Source organism: Pedobacter punctiformis (genome assembly GCF_027213715.1).
GTDB classification, from domain to species: domain Bacteria; phylum Bacteroidota; class Bacteroidia; order Sphingobacteriales; family Sphingobacteriaceae; genus Pedobacter; species Pedobacter punctiformis.
In genome coordinates, this window is the sequence record NZ_JAPWGM010000001.1 from 1,109,792 (window position 1) to 1,131,009 (window position 21,218).

The 21,218-nt window shown below is 37.0% G+C and carries 20 protein-coding genes; 15 read left to right on the forward strand and 5 right to left on the reverse strand.

Features of this window, described 5'->3' with window-relative positions:
• The first annotated feature begins 370 nt into the window (after positions 1 to 370).
• From fumC to O0955_RS04985, 8 genes are all read left to right on the forward strand, one after another.
• Complete coding sequence (fumC, locus tag O0955_RS04950; protein ID WP_269426413.1) at positions 371 to 1,768, forward strand: class II fumarate hydratase; 1,398 nt, start codon at positions 371 to 373, stop codon at positions 1,766 to 1,768.
• A 133-nt stretch (positions 1,769 to 1,901) separates the two neighbouring features.
• Complete coding sequence (locus tag O0955_RS04955) at positions 1,902 to 2,420, forward strand: fumarate hydratase (protein WP_269426414.1); 519 nt, start codon at positions 1,902 to 1,904, stop codon at positions 2,418 to 2,420.
• A 2-nt stretch (positions 2,421 to 2,422) separates the two neighbouring features.
• On the forward strand, positions 2,423 to 3,229 hold the full coding sequence (locus tag O0955_RS04960) for a S1/P1 nuclease (protein ID WP_269426415.1): 807 nt from the start codon (positions 2,423 to 2,425) through the stop codon (positions 3,227 to 3,229).
• A 113-nt stretch (positions 3,230 to 3,342) separates the two neighbouring features.
• The gene (locus O0955_RS04965; protein ID WP_269426416.1) at positions 3,343 to 3,786 is read left to right on the forward strand and encodes a lipocalin family protein; all 444 of its coding nucleotides are present in this window, start codon (positions 3,343 to 3,345) and stop codon (positions 3,784 to 3,786) included.
• Between the two features lie 2 nt (positions 3,787 to 3,788).
• A complete protein-coding gene (locus O0955_RS04970) occupies positions 3,789 to 4,223 on the forward strand; it encodes a low molecular weight protein-tyrosine-phosphatase (RefSeq protein ID WP_269426417.1) in 435 nt (144 codons plus the stop codon).
• A gap of 34 nt (positions 4,224 to 4,257) precedes the next feature.
• Positions 4,258 to 4,989, forward strand: coding sequence for a ThuA domain-containing protein (locus O0955_RS04975; RefSeq protein WP_269426418.1), 732 nt, complete (start codon positions 4,258 to 4,260; stop codon positions 4,987 to 4,989).
• Between the two features lie 167 nt (positions 4,990 to 5,156).
• Positions 5,157 to 5,717: a DUF1543 domain-containing protein gene (locus O0955_RS04980; protein ID WP_269426419.1), complete on the forward strand. Its 561-nt coding sequence runs from the start codon at positions 5,157 to 5,159 to the stop codon at positions 5,715 to 5,717.
• 93 nt (positions 5,718 to 5,810) lie between these two features.
• Positions 5,811 to 6,266: a ferritin-like domain-containing protein gene (locus tag O0955_RS04985; RefSeq protein WP_269426420.1), complete on the forward strand. Its 456-nt coding sequence runs from the start codon at positions 5,811 to 5,813 to the stop codon at positions 6,264 to 6,266.
• Positions 6,267 to 6,327: 61 nt separating this feature from the next.
• On the opposite strand, the gene cphA is transcribed toward O0955_RS04985, so the two are convergent.
• On the reverse strand, positions 6,328 to 8,943 hold the full coding sequence (gene cphA, locus O0955_RS04990) for a cyanophycin synthetase (protein ID WP_269426421.1): 2,616 nt from the start codon (positions 8,941 to 8,943) through the stop codon (positions 6,328 to 6,330).
• A gap of 293 nt (positions 8,944 to 9,236) precedes the next feature.
• Here cphA and O0955_RS04995 point away from each other — a divergent pair, with 293 nt between their 5' ends.
• The 4 genes from O0955_RS04995 to O0955_RS05010 all read left to right on the forward strand — a co-directional run bounded on the left by O0955_RS04995 (position 9,237) and on the right by O0955_RS05010 (position 14,198).
• A complete protein-coding gene (locus tag O0955_RS04995) occupies positions 9,237 to 10,112 on the forward strand; it encodes a cyanophycinase (protein WP_269426422.1) in 876 nt (291 codons plus the stop codon).
• A 99-nt stretch (positions 10,113 to 10,211) separates the two neighbouring features.
• Complete coding sequence (locus O0955_RS05000; protein ID WP_269426423.1) at positions 10,212 to 11,054, forward strand: isoaspartyl peptidase/L-asparaginase; 843 nt, start codon at positions 10,212 to 10,214, stop codon at positions 11,052 to 11,054.
• A gap of 29 nt (positions 11,055 to 11,083) precedes the next feature.
• Positions 11,084 to 11,767: a hypothetical protein gene (locus tag O0955_RS05005; RefSeq protein WP_269426424.1), complete on the forward strand. Its 684-nt coding sequence runs from the start codon at positions 11,084 to 11,086 to the stop codon at positions 11,765 to 11,767.
• 280 nt (positions 11,768 to 12,047) lie between these two features.
• Complete coding sequence (locus O0955_RS05010; protein ID WP_428982393.1) at positions 12,048 to 14,198, forward strand: carboxy terminal-processing peptidase; 2,151 nt, start codon at positions 12,048 to 12,050, stop codon at positions 14,196 to 14,198.
• A gap of 74 nt (positions 14,199 to 14,272) precedes the next feature.
• Here O0955_RS05010 and O0955_RS05015 read toward each other — a convergent pair whose 3' ends face one another.
• On the reverse strand, positions 14,273 to 15,205 hold the full coding sequence (locus O0955_RS05015) for an SPFH domain-containing protein (protein ID WP_269426426.1): 933 nt from the start codon (positions 15,203 to 15,205) through the stop codon (positions 14,273 to 14,275).
• A gap of 91 nt (positions 15,206 to 15,296) precedes the next feature.
• Between O0955_RS05015 and O0955_RS05020 the strand changes: the two genes are divergently transcribed.
• Both O0955_RS05020 and O0955_RS05025 read left to right on the forward strand, forming a co-directional pair.
• Positions 15,297 to 17,345 carry a M13 family metallopeptidase gene (locus O0955_RS05020; protein ID WP_269426427.1) on the forward strand — a complete coding sequence of 683 codons (2,049 nt, stop codon included), beginning with the start codon at positions 15,297 to 15,299 and terminating at the stop codon, positions 17,343 to 17,345.
• Positions 17,346 to 17,455: 110 nt separating this feature from the next.
• The gene (locus O0955_RS05025; protein WP_269426428.1) at positions 17,456 to 17,641 is read left to right on the forward strand and encodes a hypothetical protein; all 186 of its coding nucleotides are present in this window, start codon (positions 17,456 to 17,458) and stop codon (positions 17,639 to 17,641) included.
• A 16-nt stretch (positions 17,642 to 17,657) separates the two neighbouring features.
• On the opposite strand, the gene O0955_RS05030 is transcribed toward O0955_RS05025, so the two are convergent.
• The 3 genes from O0955_RS05030 to O0955_RS05040 form a co-directional block, all read right to left on the reverse strand.
• Positions 17,658 to 17,837 (reverse strand): hypothetical protein, encoded by a 180-nt coding sequence (locus tag O0955_RS05030; RefSeq protein ID WP_269426429.1) that lies wholly within the window; start codon positions 17,835 to 17,837, stop codon positions 17,658 to 17,660.
• Positions 17,838 to 17,847: 10 nt separating this feature from the next.
• Complete coding sequence (locus O0955_RS05035; protein WP_269426430.1) at positions 17,848 to 18,945, reverse strand: CapA family protein; 1,098 nt, start codon at positions 18,943 to 18,945, stop codon at positions 17,848 to 17,850.
• An 81-nt stretch (positions 18,946 to 19,026) separates the two neighbouring features.
• The gene (locus tag O0955_RS05040; protein WP_269426431.1) at positions 19,027 to 19,584 is read right to left on the reverse strand and encodes a C40 family peptidase; all 558 of its coding nucleotides are present in this window, start codon (positions 19,582 to 19,584) and stop codon (positions 19,027 to 19,029) included.
• A gap of 617 nt (positions 19,585 to 20,201) precedes the next feature.
• Between O0955_RS05040 and pdhA the strand changes: the two genes are divergently transcribed.
• Positions 20,202 to 21,197 (forward strand): pyruvate dehydrogenase (acetyl-transferring) E1 component subunit alpha, encoded by a 996-nt coding sequence (gene pdhA, locus O0955_RS05045; RefSeq protein WP_269426432.1) that lies wholly within the window; start codon positions 20,202 to 20,204, stop codon positions 21,195 to 21,197.
• Positions 21,198 to 21,218: the final 21 nt, after the last annotated feature.

Here is a 21,218-nt window from a genome sequence, read left to right on the forward strand (position 1 = left end):
TCTGCATAACCATATTTTTTGAAAACCGTTTTAATGGTATCATAAATAAAGTTGCGTTTAACCATTTCAACCGGAGAAAAATCGCGGGTACCTTTTGCTAACGAGGGTTTAATAACTGACATAGCCGCAAAAGTACAAAAATGTAAGGTTTATTAATAACGGCTGATAAAGAGTTTTATAAAGTGCGATAACCTTAAATATATGATTGTGCTGAGGCAAGAAGCATATTTGCGTTAGTCAGGGATGCTTCTTGCCGCAGCAGGGCAGGAATCGTTAAAAACACTTTTATCATCTATATCTAAATATCTAATATAATACCTTGGTTTAATGGCAAAAAAACTAAATTTGCGATAACAAAATCAAAATTATAATGAGTTTCAGAATAGAACACGATACCATGGGCGAGGTGCAGGTGCCTGCGGATAAATACTGGGGTGCACAAACCGAACGCTCACGCAACAACTTCAAAATTGGCCCGGAAGGTTCAATGCCAAAAGAAATTATACATGCTTTTGGTTATCTTAAAAAAGCTGCGGCATTAGCCAATACTGAATTAGGCGTTTTAGCTGTAGAAAAAGCAGATTTGATTGCTAAAGCTTGTGATGAAATTATTGCAGGCCAGTTAGATGACCAGTTCCCATTGGTGATTTGGCAAACTGGTTCGGGTACGCAAAGCAATATGAATGGTAACGAAGTAATTGCTAATCGTGCGCACGTAATTAATGGTGGTCAGCTTTCTGATGATAAAAAAGTACTTCACCCAAATGATGATGTAAATAAATCGCAGTCATCAAACGATACTTACCCAACGGCGATGCACATTGCGGCATACAAACTTACGGTTGAAAACACAATTCCTGGTTTAGAGAAACTGAGAAATACTTTAGCTAAAAAGGTTGAAGAATTTAGCAGCATAGTTAAAACCGGTCGTACCCACTTTATGGATGCAACTCCGCTTACTTTAGGACAGGAGTTTTCTGGTTATGTACAACAAATTGATAACAGCATCAGGGCAATAAAAAATGCTTTGGTTATGGTTGCCGAACTTGCTTTGGGCGGTACCGCCGTGGGTACAGGTTTAAATACCCCAAAAGGTTATGATGTTTTAGTCGCTAAAAAAATTGCTGATTTAACGGGATTACCTTTTGTTACGGCTCCGAATAAATTTGAGGCTTTGGCAGCGCATGATGCAATGGTTGAATTATCGGGTGCATTAAAACGTACGGCTGTTTCTTTAATGAAAGTTGCTAATGATGTGCGGATGTTAAGTTCAGGTCCACGTTGTGGAATTGGCGAAATTGTAATTCCTGATAACGAACCGGGATCTTCAATTATGCCAGGCAAAGTTAATCCAACACAACCAGAAGCTTTAACAATGGTATGCGCTCAGGTTATGGGTAATGATGTTGCCGTTTCAATTGGTGGTGCAACAGGTCATTTTGAACTGAACGTTTTTAAACCTTTAATTGCAGCTAACGTTTTACAATCTGCCCGTTTAATTGGCGATGCCTGCGTTTCTTTCAATGATAAGTGTGCGGAAGGAATTACTGCAAACGAGCCTGAAATTCAGAAACATTTACAAAACTCTTTAATGCTGGTTACGGCTTTAAACCCTCATGTGGGTTACGAAAATGCTGCTAAAATTGCCAAAAAAGCACATAAAGAAAATAAAACCTTAAAAGCAGCTGCTGTTGAGCTTGGTTTATTAACCAACGAACAGTTTGATGAATGGGTTAGACCAGAAGATATGGTTGGAAGCTTAAAATAATTTTAGAAAACAAAACCAATCTTTAAGCTGCAATAAATAATAAAACCCCAAGGTTTAAAAGTCTTGGGGTTATACAGTTTTAGGTTCCTTTTAAAAATGAGGACATTAAAAATTCAAATTTATTCAAATCACCATGCATAATGTTAATCCGGGCTTAAGGCTTTTTCATATTTTCCTCATCGCCTTTTTCGGTTTACTTGTTGCGGGCTGTTCCTTTAGTCCTAATATTCAGGGAAAAGGTGAGGTTTTTATGCAGGGTGTTTGGAATGAAGATTCTGTTGCTTTTAGTAATAAATTAACCAATTATACCCAGCATCATTTCAAGTTTACCTGTGATTCTTTCTATGTAGATTTAACCACCCACAGCAAAGTTAATTTTTACGAAGATTCCTGTTATAATAATGGGGTTTGGAAAGAATATGCTAAAGGCGTTTATGCTGTTCGCAGCGATACTTTATTTCTTGGAGGAACTTTTACACATGCCAACTACAAACAAAAAATATCAGGTTGCTACCGCATTGGCCGGTACGACAAAAACTTCCTGATTAAAAAATCTTCTGCAAATACATTGTTACTCCAGAGTTTAAGTGATCAGCGTGAAACAACTTTAACTTTGAAAGAAAAAATTACCTGCATACAAAAAGAATTATAAAAATGATATTTACATCCATTCAAAAGAAATTATTAACCGGTTTTGTGCTGGTTTCATTAGCGTATATGCCAATGAAGGCGAGCGCCTGGGGCATGCTTGGACACCGTATTGTGGGTGAAATTGCAGATGGCTATCTTAAAAACAGAACCCGTAAATCAATTGAGGCTATTTTGGGTGGCGAATCTCTGGGAATGTCTGCCAACTGGGGTGACTTTATAAAATCAGATTCTACCTATAACTACATGTACAACTGGCATTTTGTAAACCTGGCTGCCGGATTAACAAAAGATGGTGCTTTTAACTATCTGGAAACTGAAAAAGCGCCGAATGTGTACAATAAAATCCCGGATTTAGTAGCCGTATTAAAAAACCCAAACAGTACACTTGATGAAAAAAAGTTAGCCATACGCATGCTGGCGCATTTGGTAGGCGATTTACACCAGCCCATGCATACCGCACGTAAAGAGGATTTAGGTGGAAACCGGGTTTCGTTATTGTGGTTTGGAGAAAAGTCAAACCTTCATAAAGTATGGGACGAAGGTTTAATTGATTATCAGCAGTTAAGTTATACTGAATATGCAAGGGCAATAAATCATCCTTCGGCGATACAATTGGCTAACTGGCAAAATAGCAGTTTAAAAGATGCTGTTTATGAATCTTATACCATTTGCAATAAAATTTATGATAACATTAAACCTGATGCAAAATTAAGCTATCGTTATAATTTTGAATGGATTGATACCCTAAATGAACAATTGCTAAAAGGCGGCGTTCGTTTGGCAAAAATTTTAAACGACATTTACGCATAAAATAAATTTAATCAATACTTTAGCAATGCCGTAAACCCTTAAAGTTTAAGGCATTATTTTTTTATCTTGTAGCGAATGATCAACCATTTACGTTTATATTAAAAAACTAAAATATGATGAAGAACTTTCTATTAATCGCACTTATTTGCCTTGCATTTGGTTGTAAAAAGAAAGATATTGTTACCGGCAATGACATTACAAAATATAACTGGCCTTTGTCATCTGCTACGGTTAAGCCTGCAATGGTGGCCAATGGAATGGCTACAACCAATTACATGACAATGCCAGGCAATTCCACTTGTTTAAATCATAACTATACCCTTTCTTTCTATGATGATGGTTTCTTTTCCGTTTCATCTAACGGTCCTCTGTGTGATATGTTTGCTTCGTCAAAAGCTACATGGGTAATTAATGGTAACGATATTAAGTTAAATAACGGAATGGGTAATGAATCTGTTGTCAAATTGAATGGCAATACCATAACAGGTATAGACACATTCGAACAAAATGGTGTTACCTATACCGTAACTTATATCTACAAAGCAAAATCTAAATAGTATTGAAAATTTTAATGGTTTGTTTGGGTAATATTTGCCGTTCTCCGTTAGCGGAGGGAATTATGCGACAGCTGGCTGATGAACAAAACCTAAACTGGAAAGTCGCTTCGGCCGGAACAGGAAACTGGCATATTGGACAGGCGCCTGATCATAGAAGTATCGCAGCGGCAAAATCATTTGGCTATGACATCAGCAGGCAAAGGGCACAGCAGTTTAGCCATAATATGTTTGGAGAGTACGACCTGATTTTAGTGATGGACAGGAACAACCTGAACGATGTTTTGCGAATGGCAAAAACTGAAGAGGAACGGGAAAAAGTGAAACTTTTTTTAGATAACGAGGAAGTTACAGATCCTTACTGGGATAATACCTTGTTTAAGCCGGTTTGTGGGCAGGTAGAAAAAAGATGTAAGGAAATTATCAGAGCGCTTTCTTAAATTTACCCCAATCATTCTCCACAAACCATATATTATGAAAAAGATTCTTTCATCTTGTCTTTTAATTGCTGTTGTCATTTTATTTCAGGCCCATGTTCCTGTTAAAAAAGCAGCAAAAATTTTAGTGTTTTCAAAAACTAAAGGCTTTCGCCACAATTCTATCCCTGAAGGAATAGCTGCAATTCAAAAACTTGGTAAAGAAAATAATTTTGAAGTAGATACGACTGAAAATGCGGCCTTGTTTACAAAGTCAAACCTAAAAAAGTATGCGGCTATAGTTTTCTTAAACACAACTGGTGATGTTTTGGATAATGATCAGCAGACTGCTTTTCAAAACTACATTCATCAGGGCGGTGGTTATGTTGGGGTTCATGCGGCTACAGACACAGAATATGGCTGGCCATGGTATGGAAAACTAGCAGGAGCCTATTTTACCAGCCATCCAAAAGTGCAGGAGGCCAAATTTATTATAAAAGATATGAATCATCTGTCTACCAGATCTTTTAAAGATTCTGTTTGGATGCACAAAGATGAATTATACAATTTTAAAGATATAAACCCTGATATTAAAGTACTGATTACGCTGGATGAACATTCCTATACCGGTGGTCAGAATGGAGATTTCCACCCATTTAGCTGGTACCATAATTTTGAAGGCGGCAGGGCATTTTATACTTGTTTGGGCCATACTAAAGAAACCTACAACGATGATTTATTTTTAAAACATTTATTAGGTGGCATCCAATATTCAATCGGAAAGCATTAAATTTTCATTCTTTTTAGTTTTTGACTAAAATAGTTTCTTCAAATGAAGGTTTGATTAATATTGTACAGAATTTCAATAACCAATCCTTAATAAGGAAATGAGTACGTTACCTATAGTTTTCTTGAGGTTATAAACCATTTTTTTTGTAAAAGTTAATGCCAATAAACATGGAACAACAAAAATTATTTATGCTGATGCTGGGCTGTAAGCCAGAAGGCAGACAAACCGAACAGCACGATATTTTCTTTGGTATAGGTTCTTCTTTAGATGCACTGATTCCAGATATTTTTGCGTTTTGGCCTGAAGCCAAAGATAAAATTCATGTGGATGCCTGGCGTGAAGTCAATTATGTAGAAGGTTGTAAAGTTGAAGTGGTTACCGCAGATGAGGTTGTAAATAATAAACTGGGTTTGTTTTTTATTAATCTGGGCGGATATCGCCCGGATGAATTTGATGAACCACATTATAAGATGATTTTGGCTACCACAGATAAAGCGACAGCCATTAAACAGGCAAAAGAAACTGCTTTTTATAAACATACCGGTTTTGAAGGCGCCCCTTCTCATATCGATGATAAATATGGTGTGGATGTAGACGATGTTTTTGAGATCAGTGATGTTTTAACAAAGGAAGTTAAAAGCCATTATAAACTAAAGCTAACCGCAACTGATAACACAATACCCGACAAAATACACCTTGGTTATCTTCCGCTTCGAAATATCCAATAGTTTAAAATAGCTGATGGTTGTAAGCAATTTAAAAAAATGACAAACCTTTTTTTGATTGACCATGTTCTTTATACATCAGAACTATAAAAAGACATGAAAACAACAACAGTAACAACAGAGGTATTGAACGATTTGGTTCAAATTAATAACGACCGCATTGAGGGTTATGAAAAAGCACGTGAAGAATTAAAAGATGAGGACGCTGATTTAAAATCTTTATTTCTAAATATGATTGAGGAAAGCCAGAAATATAAAATGGCTTTAGCAACTGAAGTTTCCGCATTGGGAGAAGACATTGAAACCGGAACCACCACATCAGGCAAAATTTACAGAGGCTGGATGGATGTTAAGGCTTTATTTACCGGCCATGATCGCAAAACAGTTTTAAATAACTGTGAGTTTGGAGAAGATGCAGCTCAAAATGCTTATAAAATGGCATTGGAAGAAGAAGATTTGCCTTCAAATATCAGAACGTTAATCTCTGATCAAAAAGCATCTTTAAGGCGGTCGCATGATGAAATTAAAAGATTACGCGATACGCAGGCATAATCTTTAAAGTAAAAAAGCATCCCAATAACGGGATGCTTTTTTTATGCAATTTGTAATCGAATTATGATTCAAGCTCTTTATCCAAATGTTCGGTAACACGTAGAATAGTATTGTCAATTGTATTACTCAAAATAGTCAGGTAAGAACCTTTTTTAGCACTTTTAATCGCTTGTTCCAAACATTCTGTGCTTCTGTTGTTTATAATTACTTCTTTATTTGGATCAACTTCATAAATTCCTTTTAAAAGTAAATCAACCAATTCCTGTTGCTGGCGACCACGTAAATATTTCTCCTGGCAAATGTAAATCTTATCAAACATCTGTGCAGAAATACGTGCCGTTTCAATGATGTCTTCATCGCGTCTGTCTCCCGTTCCGGAAATAATACCCACATGCTCCGAAGCCTCTACGCTTTGTAAATAAGCTTTTACACCATTAAATCCGTCAGGGTTATGGGCAAAATCAACCAGAATTTTAAATTCTTTAAACCTGAATATGTTCATCCTGCCTGGTGTATGGGCCGCTGAAGGAATAAAAGTTTCTAATGATAAACGAATATCTTCCGGTTTGTAGCCCCATAAATAAGCGGCAAGTGTTGCAGCCAATACATTCTGAATCATAAAGTTTACCGATCCACCAAATGTTAGTGGAATGTGTGTGGCTTTATCAACCCTCAGCTTCCAGTCGCCTGTTTTTATGGTAATGTAACCATTTTCGTAAATGGCCGCAATCCCTCCTTTTTTGCAATGCTCTTTAATTACCGGATTGTTTTCATCCATACTAAAATACGCAATATTGCAGCGTGCTTCTCTTGCAATTTTAACACAGTAGCCATTATCAGCATTTAATACCGCCCAGCCTTTACGGCGAACAGCACCAATAACTACCGATTTTACGCGGGTTAAATCATCCAGATTATGAATGTCAGAAATACCCAGGTGATCTTCCTGTATATTGGTTACCACGCCAATATCACAGGCATTAAAACCTAATCCAGAGCGTAAAATGCCGCCCCTTGCCGTTTCTAAAACCGCAAATTCTACTGTTGGATCTTTCAAAATAAACTCTGCACTAACCGGTCCTGTGGTATCGCCCTGCATCAACATGGTGTTGTGCACATAAATACCATCACTTGTGGTAAACCCCACCCGCTTACCATTACTACGGATAATATGGGCAATTAAACGGGTTGTAGTTGTTTTTCCATTGGTTCCGGTAACTGCGATAATTGGTATTTGCGAAAGTTTTCCAGGAGGATAAAGCATATCGATTACCGATGAAGCTACATTTCTTGGCAAGCCTTCGCTTGGTGCAAGGTGCATCCTGAAACCCGGAGCAGCGTTTACTTCTAAAACCACCCCACCATTTTCATTTAAAGGTTGGGTAAGGTTTTGAGCCATAATGTCTATCCCACAAATATCCAGTCCGATAACCCTTGAAATCCGTTCGCAGATAAAAATATTTTGTGGGTGAACAATGTCGGTTACGTCAATAGAAGTTCCGCCGGTACTTAAATTAGCTGTCGACTTCAGGTAAACAATCTCTCCCTTTTCAGGAATAGTTTCTAAAGTATATTCCTTTTTAGCCAGTAAATCCAGGGTGTCGCGGTCAACAGCTATTTCTGTCAGTACATTTTCATGCCCGTAACCACGGCGTGGATCTTCATTTTCTTTGTCAATTAATTCCTGAATGGTGTGTATGCCATTTCCCCGCACATGGGCGGGATCGCGTTGCGCAGCTGCAACCACTTTATGGTCTATTACCAAAACCCTAAAATCAAATCCGGTAATAAATTTCTCAATAATTACCCTGCGTGAATACGTTTTAGCATATTCAAAAGCCTCTTTAGCGGCCTCCATTGTTTTTACATTAATGGTTGCACCTTTACCGTGGTTGCCATCCAAAGGTTTAAAAACCAATGGAAATCCTACTTTTTTAACTGAAGCCTCTAATTCGTCAGGATTGGATATGGTAACCCCTGAAGCCACAGGAATGGCTGCTTCAGTTAACAAGCGTTTAGTTTCTTCTTTATTGCTGGCAATATCTACTGCTATACTGCTGGTTTTTTCGGTCATGGTTGCCCTAAAACGGACCTGATTTTTTCCATAACCCAACTGTACCAGCGAACTTTTATTTAAACGAATCCAGGGAATGCTCCGGCTTACGGCCTCTTCAACAATTGATCCGGTACTAGGGCCCAGGCGCTCCATCTCACGGATTTCTTTCATTCGTCTGATGTCGTGCTCCAGATCGTATTCCTGATTATCAATTAAGGCCTGTGCAATGTTTACAGCAGCTTCAGCTGCATAAACACCAACTTTTTCTTCCAGATAACTGAAAACCACATTGTAAATGCCCTCTGTTTTGGTCTGCCGTGTACGCCCGAAACCGGTGTCCATCCCCGCAAGTGTTTGAATTTCTAAAGCAATGTGCTCAATTACGTGGCCCATCCAGGTACCTTCTTTTACACGGGTAAAAAAACCACCTTCAACACCTTTAGAGCAACGATGAGTAAACATACTTGGAATTAATTTTTCAAGCCGCTCTCCAAAGCCATCGATTACATTGGTTGGTTTTTGCTCTAATTCTTCCAAATCGAGACGCATTTGGATCAGTTTTTTGCGACTTATTGACCATATATTAGGCCCTCTTAGTACTTGTATGTTTGATATCTTCATTTTTAAACCTTACTATTTGTTTTGATCAACAAGCCTTTGTTCGCCTGGTAAACTTAATTCCCCAATATAAAATTGGTGTCTGTAAATTATACATTTATTTTGAAAATCGGTATGGCAAATATCTAAATCAATTTTATCGGGTATTTGTTTTGTTTTCAGGCACAAGGGCATCAGTTTTTGTCACGTTTATTTCAACGTTTGTTAATAACCCCGATTTTATTGACAAAAAAAGTCGTGTTTTTTATCCTAAGCTGATATATTTGAGTTTTTTGATAGAATATAACACATAAAGAATGGTTCCGAAGGGTAAACTCATCATTATTGGTGGCGCAATAAATACAGGCAGCTTTGCAGAAACGCAATTTGGACTGCCAGAAAACATGAATTTTTTTGAACGTGGAATTTTAAAAAGAATTACCACTGAGTCTTCAAGAGATGTAGAATCACGCTTTGAAATTATTACAACAGCTTCATTAATGCCAGAAAAAGTTGGCGAAGAATACATTAAGGCTTATGCACAACTTGATGTCCACAATTTAGGAGTTTTAAATATTACCAATCGCGAAGAAGCCAATGCCGCAGATAATTGCGAACGTATAAAGGCGGCCGATGTAATTATTTTTACTGGTGGAGATCAATTGCGCTTATCGTCTATTTTTGGCGGAACGGCTATTCATCAGATTTTACTGGAAAAATATAAAAATGAGCCAGTGGTTATTGCTGGTACATCTGCAGGTGCGGCAGCGAGCTCTAAAAATATGATTTATCAGGGCAGCAGTAAAGATGCTTTGTTAAAGGGAGAAGTTAAAATTACTGGTGGCCTGGGTTTTATTGACGATGTTATTGTGGATACCCACTTTGTGCAACGTGGTAGAATTGGGCGGTTACTCTATGCTGCGGCAAGTAATCCCGGCATTTTAGGCATTGGTTTAGGTGAGGATACAGGCTTGTTTATTTCTGACGGACACACGATGGAAGCCATAGGATCGGGTATGGTTATTTTAGTTGATGGCCGCCAAATGGCTGATACAAATTTAACGGATGTAGAAATGGGACAACCGGTTTCTATAAAAAATATGGTGGTTCACGTTATGTGTGATGGAGATGTTTATGATTTAAAAGACCATAGTTTGGTTATTCACCACCCTAAAGTTGTTCCGGTAGGATAAAGAGGTAAGCTTAAAGCGGAGAGACAAAAGTGGAACAGATTTTAAGTTAGTGAAAACATGCGCTAATCTTATTTGTACGCCTCTTATAATCAATTAAAAATGAAGTTAATTATACATGGTGGTTTTTTTAGCGAATCATCTACAAATCAGGAAACAAAAAAGGCTAAGCAAGATGCTTTATCGCAAATTGTTAGTCTTGGACACGAATATTTAAAAACGCACACAGCTTTAGAAACTGTGGTGTATACCGTTGCTTTGCTGGAAGATAATCAATTATTTAATGCAGGTATTGGCTCTCAAATTCAGAGTGATGGAAAAGTGCGGTTAAGTGCTGCATTGATGGATGGTAAAACTGAAAAATTTAGCGGAGTTATTAATATTGAAGATGTTAAAAACCCAATTATAGTGGCCAAAGATCTTTTAGCTTATGACGACCGGGTTTTAAGCGGGGATGGTGCACAAAATTTTGCCCGGAAAAATGGATTTGAATACTTTAACCCAATTACCGAGCAGCGCCAGGCCGAGTACGAAGCTAAATTAAATCAGCAGAACAATAAAGGAACGGTTGGTTGCGTAGCTTTGGATGCAGAGGGAAACCTGGCCGCTGCAACTTCTACAGGTGGAAAAGGATTTGAAATTCCTTGCAGGGTAAGTGATTCTGCAACAGTAGCAGGTAATTATGTAAATCAATACGCTGGCATTTCTTGTACCGGTGTTGGCGAAGATATTGTAAGCGGCGCTTTGGCTGCTAAAATTGTAACCCGGGTTACCGATGGATTTTCTTTAAAAGATGCCTGTGATAAATCTTTTGCAGAACTTAAATCTTTTGATGGCTTTGCAGGCGTAGTTGGCATATCCGCTAAAGGAGAAATTTACCATTGTGATGCTCATCCATATATGGTTTGGGCATCATTTGATGTTAATTTACAGGTATTTAACTAAAATTGAATTTAAAGTATTATTTTTGTTGCATGACGAAAGTAGTATTGGCTGTTGTCGGCCTTTTTGCATCATTACAAATAAACGCTCAAAACATTGATAAATCTGACGCTCAGGATCCTGTTTCAGGTGGAAGTTCAATAAATATAGCGGTTTCTAAATTCGACGCTGCCGATGCAGACAGCTTTTATGAAGAGGCTGAAAGCCTGGAGCGTAAAGGTTCTTTTAACGAGGCATTAACGATGTTTGGTAAAGCAGCGTTTGAATATAATGCGGTAAAAAACTTTAACAGATATGGGCAAGCCATTATTAAAATGAGCAATATGCACTATCAGTTAGGCCGTTTTACGGATGCGGAACAGATTTTATTAAACGTTGCTCTTAAAAATTATTCAAAACTAGGCAGCAAGTCTGGTTTAATGAATACCTATAATTTATTAGGCAAAGTTTATCTCGCCAACAGTAAATATACCCAATCGATGTGGTTTTATACCCAGCAAGGTATTTTGGCAAAGCAATTAAAAAGCAATAATTCTTATATTGAATCTGTTTTAGGCATTGCACAGGTTAAAATCAAAAAGAAAGATTTTACACTGGCCCTTAGAGATTTAAAAACAGCGGAGTTTTTGGCCAGTTCTATAAAAACTAACCAGTATAAGAGTCAGATTAAAGATGCCCGTGAAGTAATTGCCTCCAAAGCAATCGATAAAAAATAATTTTCACGTCACATTTATTGTCTTTGCAGGATTTATAAATCTTGTATCATCCCTAAAATGTAGCTTCAGCGTAATATTAACGCAATACAGGCCATAAACGAAACAAAAGTAAACTGTAACCGTTAGCTTTCAAAGGATTGATTTATAGAAAGCTTTTAGTTAGATTTGGTAAGTTTTAACTAGAGACGGTAATAAATACTGTCTCTTTTTTGTTTTTTCGTTAAAATGGTATCATATTGGCTATATAGAATTAGAAATGGATTTTAAATTGTTTAAAGAGATGTTAAAGAAAATATTTTTTATAATTTTTACCGCTGCTGTACTCGCTTGTCATGCCGCACCAAAAGTTCAGCCTCTTGTTGAAGGCGTTACAAACATTAAACCCGATGAGCAGCAACAACTGGTAATTAAAGAGGTTGTAAATCTTATCGAAAGCTACAACTATAAGAAAATACAGATTAATGATTCTATATCATCTCTTATTTTAGATAAATACATCAATACTTTGGATAAAGGAAAAAACTATTTCCTTGCCACTGACATTAAAGATTTTGAAAAGTACAGATTTCAATTAGATGATGACTTTAAAAATGGTGATTTAAGCGCTCCTTTCTATATCTATAATGTATATGCAAAGCGATTAAACGAATATTTCAGTTATTCATTGGCCCAGGTTAAAACCAAATTCGATTTCAATCAGAATGATACTTATGTGTACGACAGAGAAAAACTGCCTTGGGCTAATTCTGCTGCTACTTTAAACGATACCTGGAAAAAACGTGTAAAATATGAATTGGTTAATTTAAACCTGGCGGGTACAACCGATCAGGCTAAAAATATTGCCACCTTAACCAAGCGCTATAAAGATTTGCAGTCGCAAACCGTTAAAGTAAATAATCAGGATGTTTTTCAATACCTGATGGATGCTTTTACCGCTTGTATTGATCCGCATACCAATTATTTTAATCCTTCTAACGCTGTTGCATTCAATGAAGACATGTCACGCTCATTTGAAGGAATCGGTGCCCGCTTACAATTGGAAAACGAGGTGGTTAAAATTGCTGAAGTAATTCCGGGCGGACCTGTGTTTAAAAGCAAACAATTAAATGCCGGAGACAGAATTATTGCTGTAGCGCAAGCTGATGGAGATTTTGTAGACATTACTGGCTGGAGATTGGATGTAACCATCACTAAAATTAAGGGCCCGAAAGGAACCAAAGTTCGCTTAAAGGTTATTCCTGCAGGAAAAGAAATGTCTTCTAAACCAGTTATCGTAGAACTGGTTCGTGAAAAAATTATTCTGGAAGATCAGTCAGCCAAGAAAAAAGTAAAAGAAGTAACCTCAAACGGTAAAACCTATAAAGTAGGTGTGATATCGTTGCCAGCTTTCTATGCAGATTTTAAAGCGGCAAATGCTGGTGATAAAAATTATAAAAGTACAACCCGTGACGTAAGATTATTGATCGATACCTTAAAAAATAAAGATAAGGTTGATGCCATTATCATGGATTTACGTGGAAACGGTGGTGGTTCATTAGTAGAAGCCATTTCATTAACCGGATTATTTATCGATAAAGGCCCCGTTGTACAGGTTAAAGATTTAAGAGGCAAAATTGAAGTTGATGAGGATGAAAATACGGGTGTTGCCTGGGATGGCCCATTCGGTGTAATGGTGGATCGTTTAAGTGCATCAGCGTCTGAAATTTTTGCTGGCGCCATTCAGGATTATGGTCGCGGTATTATTATGGGTAGTCAAACCTATGGTAAAGGAACAGTTCAATCTTCTATCGATTTAAATAAACTGGTAAATCCAGGTGTGCTGCAAAGAATAGCTGCATTGGTTTCTAAAGATAGAACGACTGGTACGGCACCGGGTTCAGTATCAGATATCAAACTAGGTCAAATTAACCTTACGATGGCTAAATTCTATCGTGTAGCGGGGAGCAGTACGCAACATAAAGGTGTAACTCCTGATGTAGTTTATCCTTCTGTTTATCCAATGGACAAAATTGGAGAAGATACAGAGCCTTCTGCATTGCCATGGGATATCATACCAAGTTCGAGCTTTAAAGCGGTGGCAAATTTAGCTGCGGTTAAAGCAGGCTTAATTAAAAACAGCGAGCAACGTGTGGCAAACTCTTTAGATTTCAAATTTTTAATTCAGGATATTAAAGACCTTGAAGTACGCGATAAAGAGGTATCAGTTACTTTAAATGAAGCTAAATTGAAGCAGGAACGTGATGCTAAAGAAGCTAAAAGCCTTGCCAGGCAAAATGAACTTAGAGCGTTAAGAGGCTTGCCGGCAATTAAAAAAGGTGAGAAAGCAGTTAAGCAGGATTCTTTCGATTTTATTGAAGATGAATCGCTTCATGTAATGGCCGACTTTATGCAACAATCAGGTAATTACGTGATGAACTTAGGTTCTTTCTAAAAAAATATAGTAAGCATAAAAAAAGTCGTTCAATTACTGAACGACTTTTTTTATGCTGTAAACTTGGAATATTATTATTTTTTATCCGCTTTATCTTTATTTATTTGCATGGCCATCATTTCTTTAAGGGTTTTATTCATCCCCTCACTGCTGCCATCCAGGAAGATTACGTTACCATCACCATTTTCAGCAAAATGCTTGATAGATTCTGTCCACATGGTAAATAAGATTACAGAAATATCCAGGTTAGCGCTTTCCATTTCCTGCGCCGCTTTGGTCATACCATGTGCAACCTCTGCCCTGAATAAAGCAATACCCTGTCCGCGGAGTTGAGCGGCCTCACGTTCTGCTGTGGCAGCAATTTTAATCGCATTTCCATCTGCTTCGGCAGCTTTGGTTTTGGTAATTAATAAAGCTTGTCCTTCATTTTCAGCAGCAGCTTTTAAGTTATTCGAAGCCACCACACGACTCATTGAGCGCATAATTTCTTCATCAAAAGTGATGTCGTTTAATTGAAGATCCTGTAAGTGATAACCCCAGCCATCTAAAACCTGATCAATTTGCTCCTTAACGTGCAGCACAATTTCGTTTCGCTGCGCCAACACATTTGCTTGCTTTTGAGTTGCTACGTAAGCCCGGATAGAGCCTTCGATGGTACGGATTAAAGCCTGCATTAAATTCGTTGCATCCACAAACTTAAAAGCTACATTTTTGATCGTTTCCTCGTCCTGGTTTACAACGGAATATAAAAGCATAGCTTTAAAATAAACATTGGCCTGATCTTGCGTTACCGCCTGAAAAGATAACTCAACCGAACGGTTTTGAATCGAGATGCGTGAGTAAATTTGCTCAATTAATGGGATTTTGAAATTAAGCCCCGGTCTTAATTGTCTCCGGTATTTTCCAAAAACAGTTACCACCGCTATTGTACCTTGTTTAACGGTTACAAATGAGCTAAAGAGAATGATAATCCCCAGGAAAATTAGAATGTAAATTGTATACTGCATAATTAGATTTTTTTATGAAGTTATAAAAAAATTCATACAAACTACATCAGGCATTTTGTAGCTTTATGTTTTCTAACTAATTTAAATTCATATGAAAAGTAAATTATTTCTGCCCGGTGCTGCTTTATTGCTCTTAGCAGCCTGCCAGAACAACAAATCTCATCAGCAAAATGATGAAGCAAGTCAGCGTACCTTATTTTTTGATACGGCTGGAATGGATACTACAGTAAAACCGGGTGATAACTTCTTTCTTTATGCAAATGGAAAATGGTCTAAAAACACAGAAATTCCTAAAACTGAAACCGGATGGGGATCATTTTATACCTTATATAATGACAACCTGAAAAACCTGAATAAAATATTGGAAAATGCAGCTAAAAGCAATTCATCAAAAGGAAGCCTGGAGCAGAAAGTTGGTGATTTTTATGCAAGCGGCATGGATACCGTTACCATTGAAAAATTGGGTATAGAACCGCTAAAACCGTTACTTGCCAAAATAGATGGAATTAAAAATGATAAAGACCTGATTAATTTTATCGCCGATGGTTACAAGGACGGAGAAGGCGATTTATTGGGTTTTGGTGTACAGCCGGATGATAAAATCAGTTCAAAAAATGCAGCTAATTTTTATCAGTCTGGAATTACCCTGCCAGAACGAAGTTATTATTTAGAGCAGGATGATAAGGCCAAAAAGATAAGAACGGCCTACCAGACCTACATTACCAAACTTTTTAGTCTTTCAGGAGATTCTGTAAATGCAAAGAAATATGCAGACCAGATTTTAAAACTTGAAACTAAAATTGCGCTTTCACACTCAACACCAGTTGAATTACGTGATCCTCAGAAGAATTACAATAAGTTTTTTGTGGCTGATTTTCAGAAAGAAACTCCAAATATTGACTGGAAATTGGTTTTAAACAAATTGCAGTTAAAAACGGATACCATTTTAGTTGGTCAGCCTAAATATTACAAGGCTCTAAATACCCTGATTAAAACAGAACCGATAGAAATTTGGAAACAAAAGTTAAAATTTGATGCTTTAAACAGTGCGGCAAGTGCTTTAAACAAAGGTTTCAGAACGGCGAAATTTGAGTTTTTTGGTAAAACATTAAGCGGTCAGCAGGCTCCAACCGAAAGATGGAAAGCCATAGTAAACAGCACGGATAGAAATTTAGGTGAACTTTTAGGTCAGTTGTATACCGAACAATATTTTAAACCTGAAGCTAAAAAGAGAATGCTTACCCTGGTGGATAATCTTCAGAAAGTATATGAAGAAAGAATTAAAAAAGTGGACTGGATGACTCCGGAAACCAAAAAGAAAGCCTTAGAAAAGTTAAATGCTTTTATCAAGAAAATTGGTTATCCGGATAAGTGGAAAAAATATGATGATGTAGAAATTAATAAAGGTACTTATTATGCAAATCTTCAATCAGCAGAAAAACATGCTTACAAGGAAATGATTGATAAACTGGGGCAGCCAGTTGATAAAACAGAGTGGGGCATGACACCGCCGACAGTAAATGCTTATTACAATCCATCGTTTAACGAAATTGTTTTCCCTGCCGGAATCTTACAATTCCCTTTCTTTGATTTTAATGCGGATGATGCTATTAATTATGGTGCAATTGGTGCGGTAATTGGACATGAAATGACCCATGGCTTTGATGATCAGGGCAGGCAATACGATGCTGCAGGAAATCTAAAAGAATGGTGGACTAAAGCTGATGCGGATAAATTCAAAACAAAAGCAGATAAGGTTGTGGCATTCTACAATAATTTTGCGCTTTTAGACAACCAACATGTAAACGGTTCTTTAACCTTAGGTGAAAACCTGGCCGATATTGGTGGTTTAAATATTGCCTATGATGCGTTTAAATTAACTGAAGAAGGCAAAAAGAACGATAAAAAAATCGATGGTTTTACACCAGATCAACGTTTCTTTTTAGGATTTGCTCAGGTATGGAGAATCAAAAACCGCGATGAAACCATGCGTGTACGTTTAAAAACCGATCCGCATAGTCCTGAAATGTTCCGTGTAAATGGTTCTGTATATAATATGGAAGCTTTCTACAAAGCATTCAACATTCCAACCACGGCTAAAATGTACTTAACTCCTGAAAATAGATTGGGTGTTTGGTAAATCACTAAAAATTTAAGATTAGCACAAAGCCTCATCATTGATGGGGCTTTTGCATTTAATCTAAAACAAAATTGACTTTTTATTGTCTTAACTCTATTAAATTTCAGACTATGAATGTAAAGCGCACTTTTGGAACCATTTTAACCGTATTGGGTATTATCGGTTTAATTTATGCAGGTTATGGCTTTGTAAACCATAATCAGAATACACGCGGATTAATCGTGTACGGAGTTATTGGCATTATCTTTTTTGTATCAGGGATTGGCTTAGTAAAAAATACTAAAGACGAGGTTTAACCTGGGTTTGGGCAGATTATTTTTTGTTTTTGCCCTTAATAATCAAATACTGACTGAAAGCGACAAAACAACCTGCAAAAATTACAATCCCAGCTGATATTAAGTTTTTCGGGTTTTCGTAAATATAATATATTGCAACAAGCGCTAAAATTGCTGCACTAATACCTATAATATAATGGAGTAATGTCCCTTTCATGTGGTGTATTTTAATCTTTCTTTGAAATCCGGTTGTGCTCAAAGTTTAAGCCGTGGCCAGGGAAATCAGCATTCGTTAATTCCTGTATCCTTTTAAATGCCCTGTGGCTTTCGTCTTGTGTTAACCGGGTCGCCTTATCTTGCTGTACAGAAATTACATCTGCGAAGAGGAAATTGCCCTTGCTGTTGATTTTAAGCTGAAGCAAAGGAGCAAAACCATTTGATCCTTTTAGGCTAAACATGCCATAGGTACAAAAATTACCCAGGCTGTAGGCAATAAATTTATTTTTATATACTTCTACAGCTCTGCTTACATGCGGGCCATGACCCAGAACAACATCTGCTCCGGCATCAATAACTGCATGGGCAAAAGCGTAAACATTACCGCGGTTTTCGCGATAAAAGATTTCGTTTTTGCGGGTTACATGTTCAAATCTTGCACCTTCGCCACCACCGTGAAAAGATACAATTACAATATCTGCCATTTTTTTTAACCTCGAAACCAATGCTTTTGCACTATCAACTTTGTTAATAGATACGGTGTTTTCATTTGGTGCAAAAGCACAGAAGGCATATTTAACACTGTCTTTCTCAAAAATTTCGAATGGTTTGTTTACCTGTCCGGCATAATGAATTTGTAAAGAATCTAAAATTCTGGCCGTATTTTTACGCCCATTGGCATTAAAATCTCCAACATGATTATTGGCGATACTTAAAAGGTTAAAACCTGCTTTTTTATAAATTCCGGCATATCTTTCGGGCATCCGGAAAGCAAAGCAATTATTCGGATTTATACCATTACACTTATAAGAATTGCCTGAATTTAAAAAACAACCCTCCAGGTTTCCGAAAACCAGATCGCCTTTTAATAAAGTATCTACAGCCTGAAAACTATTTACAGCATCATCAGGAGGAAGATTGCTTTTAGAAGGGAATGCCGAACCCAGCATAATATCGCCAACCGCAACAATAGAAATGGTGTCTTTTATTTTTCTGATCACGGTATCTGCTTTTACCGGCTGCGTAACTACCTGAGCATTATTTCCGGTACAGCTTATAAGAATTGGAACAACGATTAATGATAAAAATAGGCTTGTTGTAAATTTCATCCCTGGTTGTATTATAAAAAAATCCTCCGAAATTTCTTAAGGAGGATTGTATGCTTGACTTAGCTGATTATAGCTAAGAACTTATTCTACGGTAAAATCTTTCTTATAAGATTCTAAAATGCGACCGCCTTTGTAAAAGAAACGGCTGTAATAAGGCTCGTTTAAATTACTGATTACCACCCCGCGTGAGCTTGATGCATGAGCGAAACGGTTATCGCCTAAATAAATACCGATATGTGAAATGCTTTTGCTTTTGATTTTGAAGAAGACCAGATCACCTTCTTTTAATTCATCCTTAGAAACCGGATCAACCATGCTAAAAATATCGCGTGAATTTCTTCTTATGGTTGTGTTGAAAACTTTATCGTAGATCGCTTTTGTAAAAGCTGAACAATCAATTCCTTTTTTGGTATTTCCACCGTAACTATACGGGGTTCCAATCCATTCGTAAACAAACTTATAAAGCTTTAAGTTTGATGTCGCATCAACGGCGACACCCATGACCTGGGAAAAATATTGGGATGCTAAGTTGTCAGGGTCGTTTGATTCTTTACCAGATTCTTTTGTTTTTGTTTGCGCAAATGCGGCTGAGAGCGTGCAGATAGCGATTAGGGAAGTAAACAAAAATTTTTTAATCATGTTATACAGTTATGTTTGGGTAATTCACTTACACATTAACGTACACCACATGGGCTTATTGTTGGTTGCAAAAGTATTAATTATACAAATGTTATCCAAATGTTAATTATTAAAAAGCGAAAGTTATTAACAATTTAACCTTTTGTTCGTTTATATTAAGCCTTTTAGCTAGGAGATTATGATTGTTAATATCGTGTTGAGGCATGATTTTAAGGGTTGAAAATTTTCATATAGTATAGTTGTTACATTAAAAATTGAAGAAATTTAATTCTTTAAATCTTTGGAGCAACACTTCATTAATTTTTAATCAGACTCAAATGTTTGTTGAAAATGGAGTTAATAAAAATATGGACACAGGCATTTAGGCGAAATAATATTTTATGATCCTTTAATTATGAATGAGGATAAAAGGTGTAAATGCGCAATGGTAAAATCAGGTTAAATTATCATGTAAGCGTAAATAAAATAAAACAGATCTTTTGTTGTGATTATTTGCCTTTAAAACGAGAATTAAAATTAACTTTAACACTGCGGCAAAGATGATTTTACATTCAAGAGTGCCAAAAATTACAATAAAAAAATTAGATTTGCTGTCGCAAAAAAACAAATACCCTAAAATGAGTGCAGTAGAAATAAATAAAGATACCTGGTTAAAGTGGTTTGAGTCGATGTTGCTTATGCGCAAATTCGAAGAAAAAACTGGCCAGTTATACGGACAACAAAAAATACGTGGCTTTTGTCATTTATATATTGGACAAGAAGCTGTAGTTGCAGGTGCTATATCTGCAATGCAAAAAGGCGATTCGATGATTACTACTTACCGTGATCACGCTCACGCTTTAGCTTTAGGGGTAAGTGCTGATAGCATTATGGCAGAAATGTATGGTAAAGCTACAGGTTGCTCTAAAGGTAAAGGTGGTTCAATGCACATGTTTAGCAAAGAACACAATTTTTATGGTGGACATGCAATTGTTGGTGGTCAGATTCCTTTAGGAGCTGGTGTTGCTTTTGCAGAAAAATATAAAGGCACAGATAATGTAAACATTTGTTATATGGGCGATGGCGCTGTGCGTCAGGGTGCTTTAAATGAAACGTTTAACATGGCTATGCTTTGGAAACTTCCGGTAGTTTTTGTTTGTGAAAACAATGGTTATGCGATGGGTACATCCGTACAGCGTACCACAAATATGACCGATATTTATAAAATCGGTTTAGGTTTTGATATGCCATGTGCTCCGGTTGATGGTATGGATCCGGTTGCAGTACACAATGCAATGGACGAAGCTATTCAACGTGCACGTAAAGGCGAAGGACCAACTTTCTTAGAAATGAGAACTTACCGTTACCGCGGTCACTCGATGTCAGATCCGGCTAAATATCGTACTAAAGAAGAATTAGAAGATTATAAAGCAAAAGATCCGGTGGAGCATGCAAGAGAAACTATTTTGAAAGAAAAATATGCAGATCAGGCCTGGATTGAAGAAGTAGAAGCTAAAGTAAAAGCAACTGTTGATCAGGCCGTGAAATTTGCTGAAGAATCTCCATGGCCGGATGCATCTGAATTATACAAGGATGTATACATGCAACAGGATTATCCTTACGTAATGGATTAATTATTTTAAGATTTCAATTAA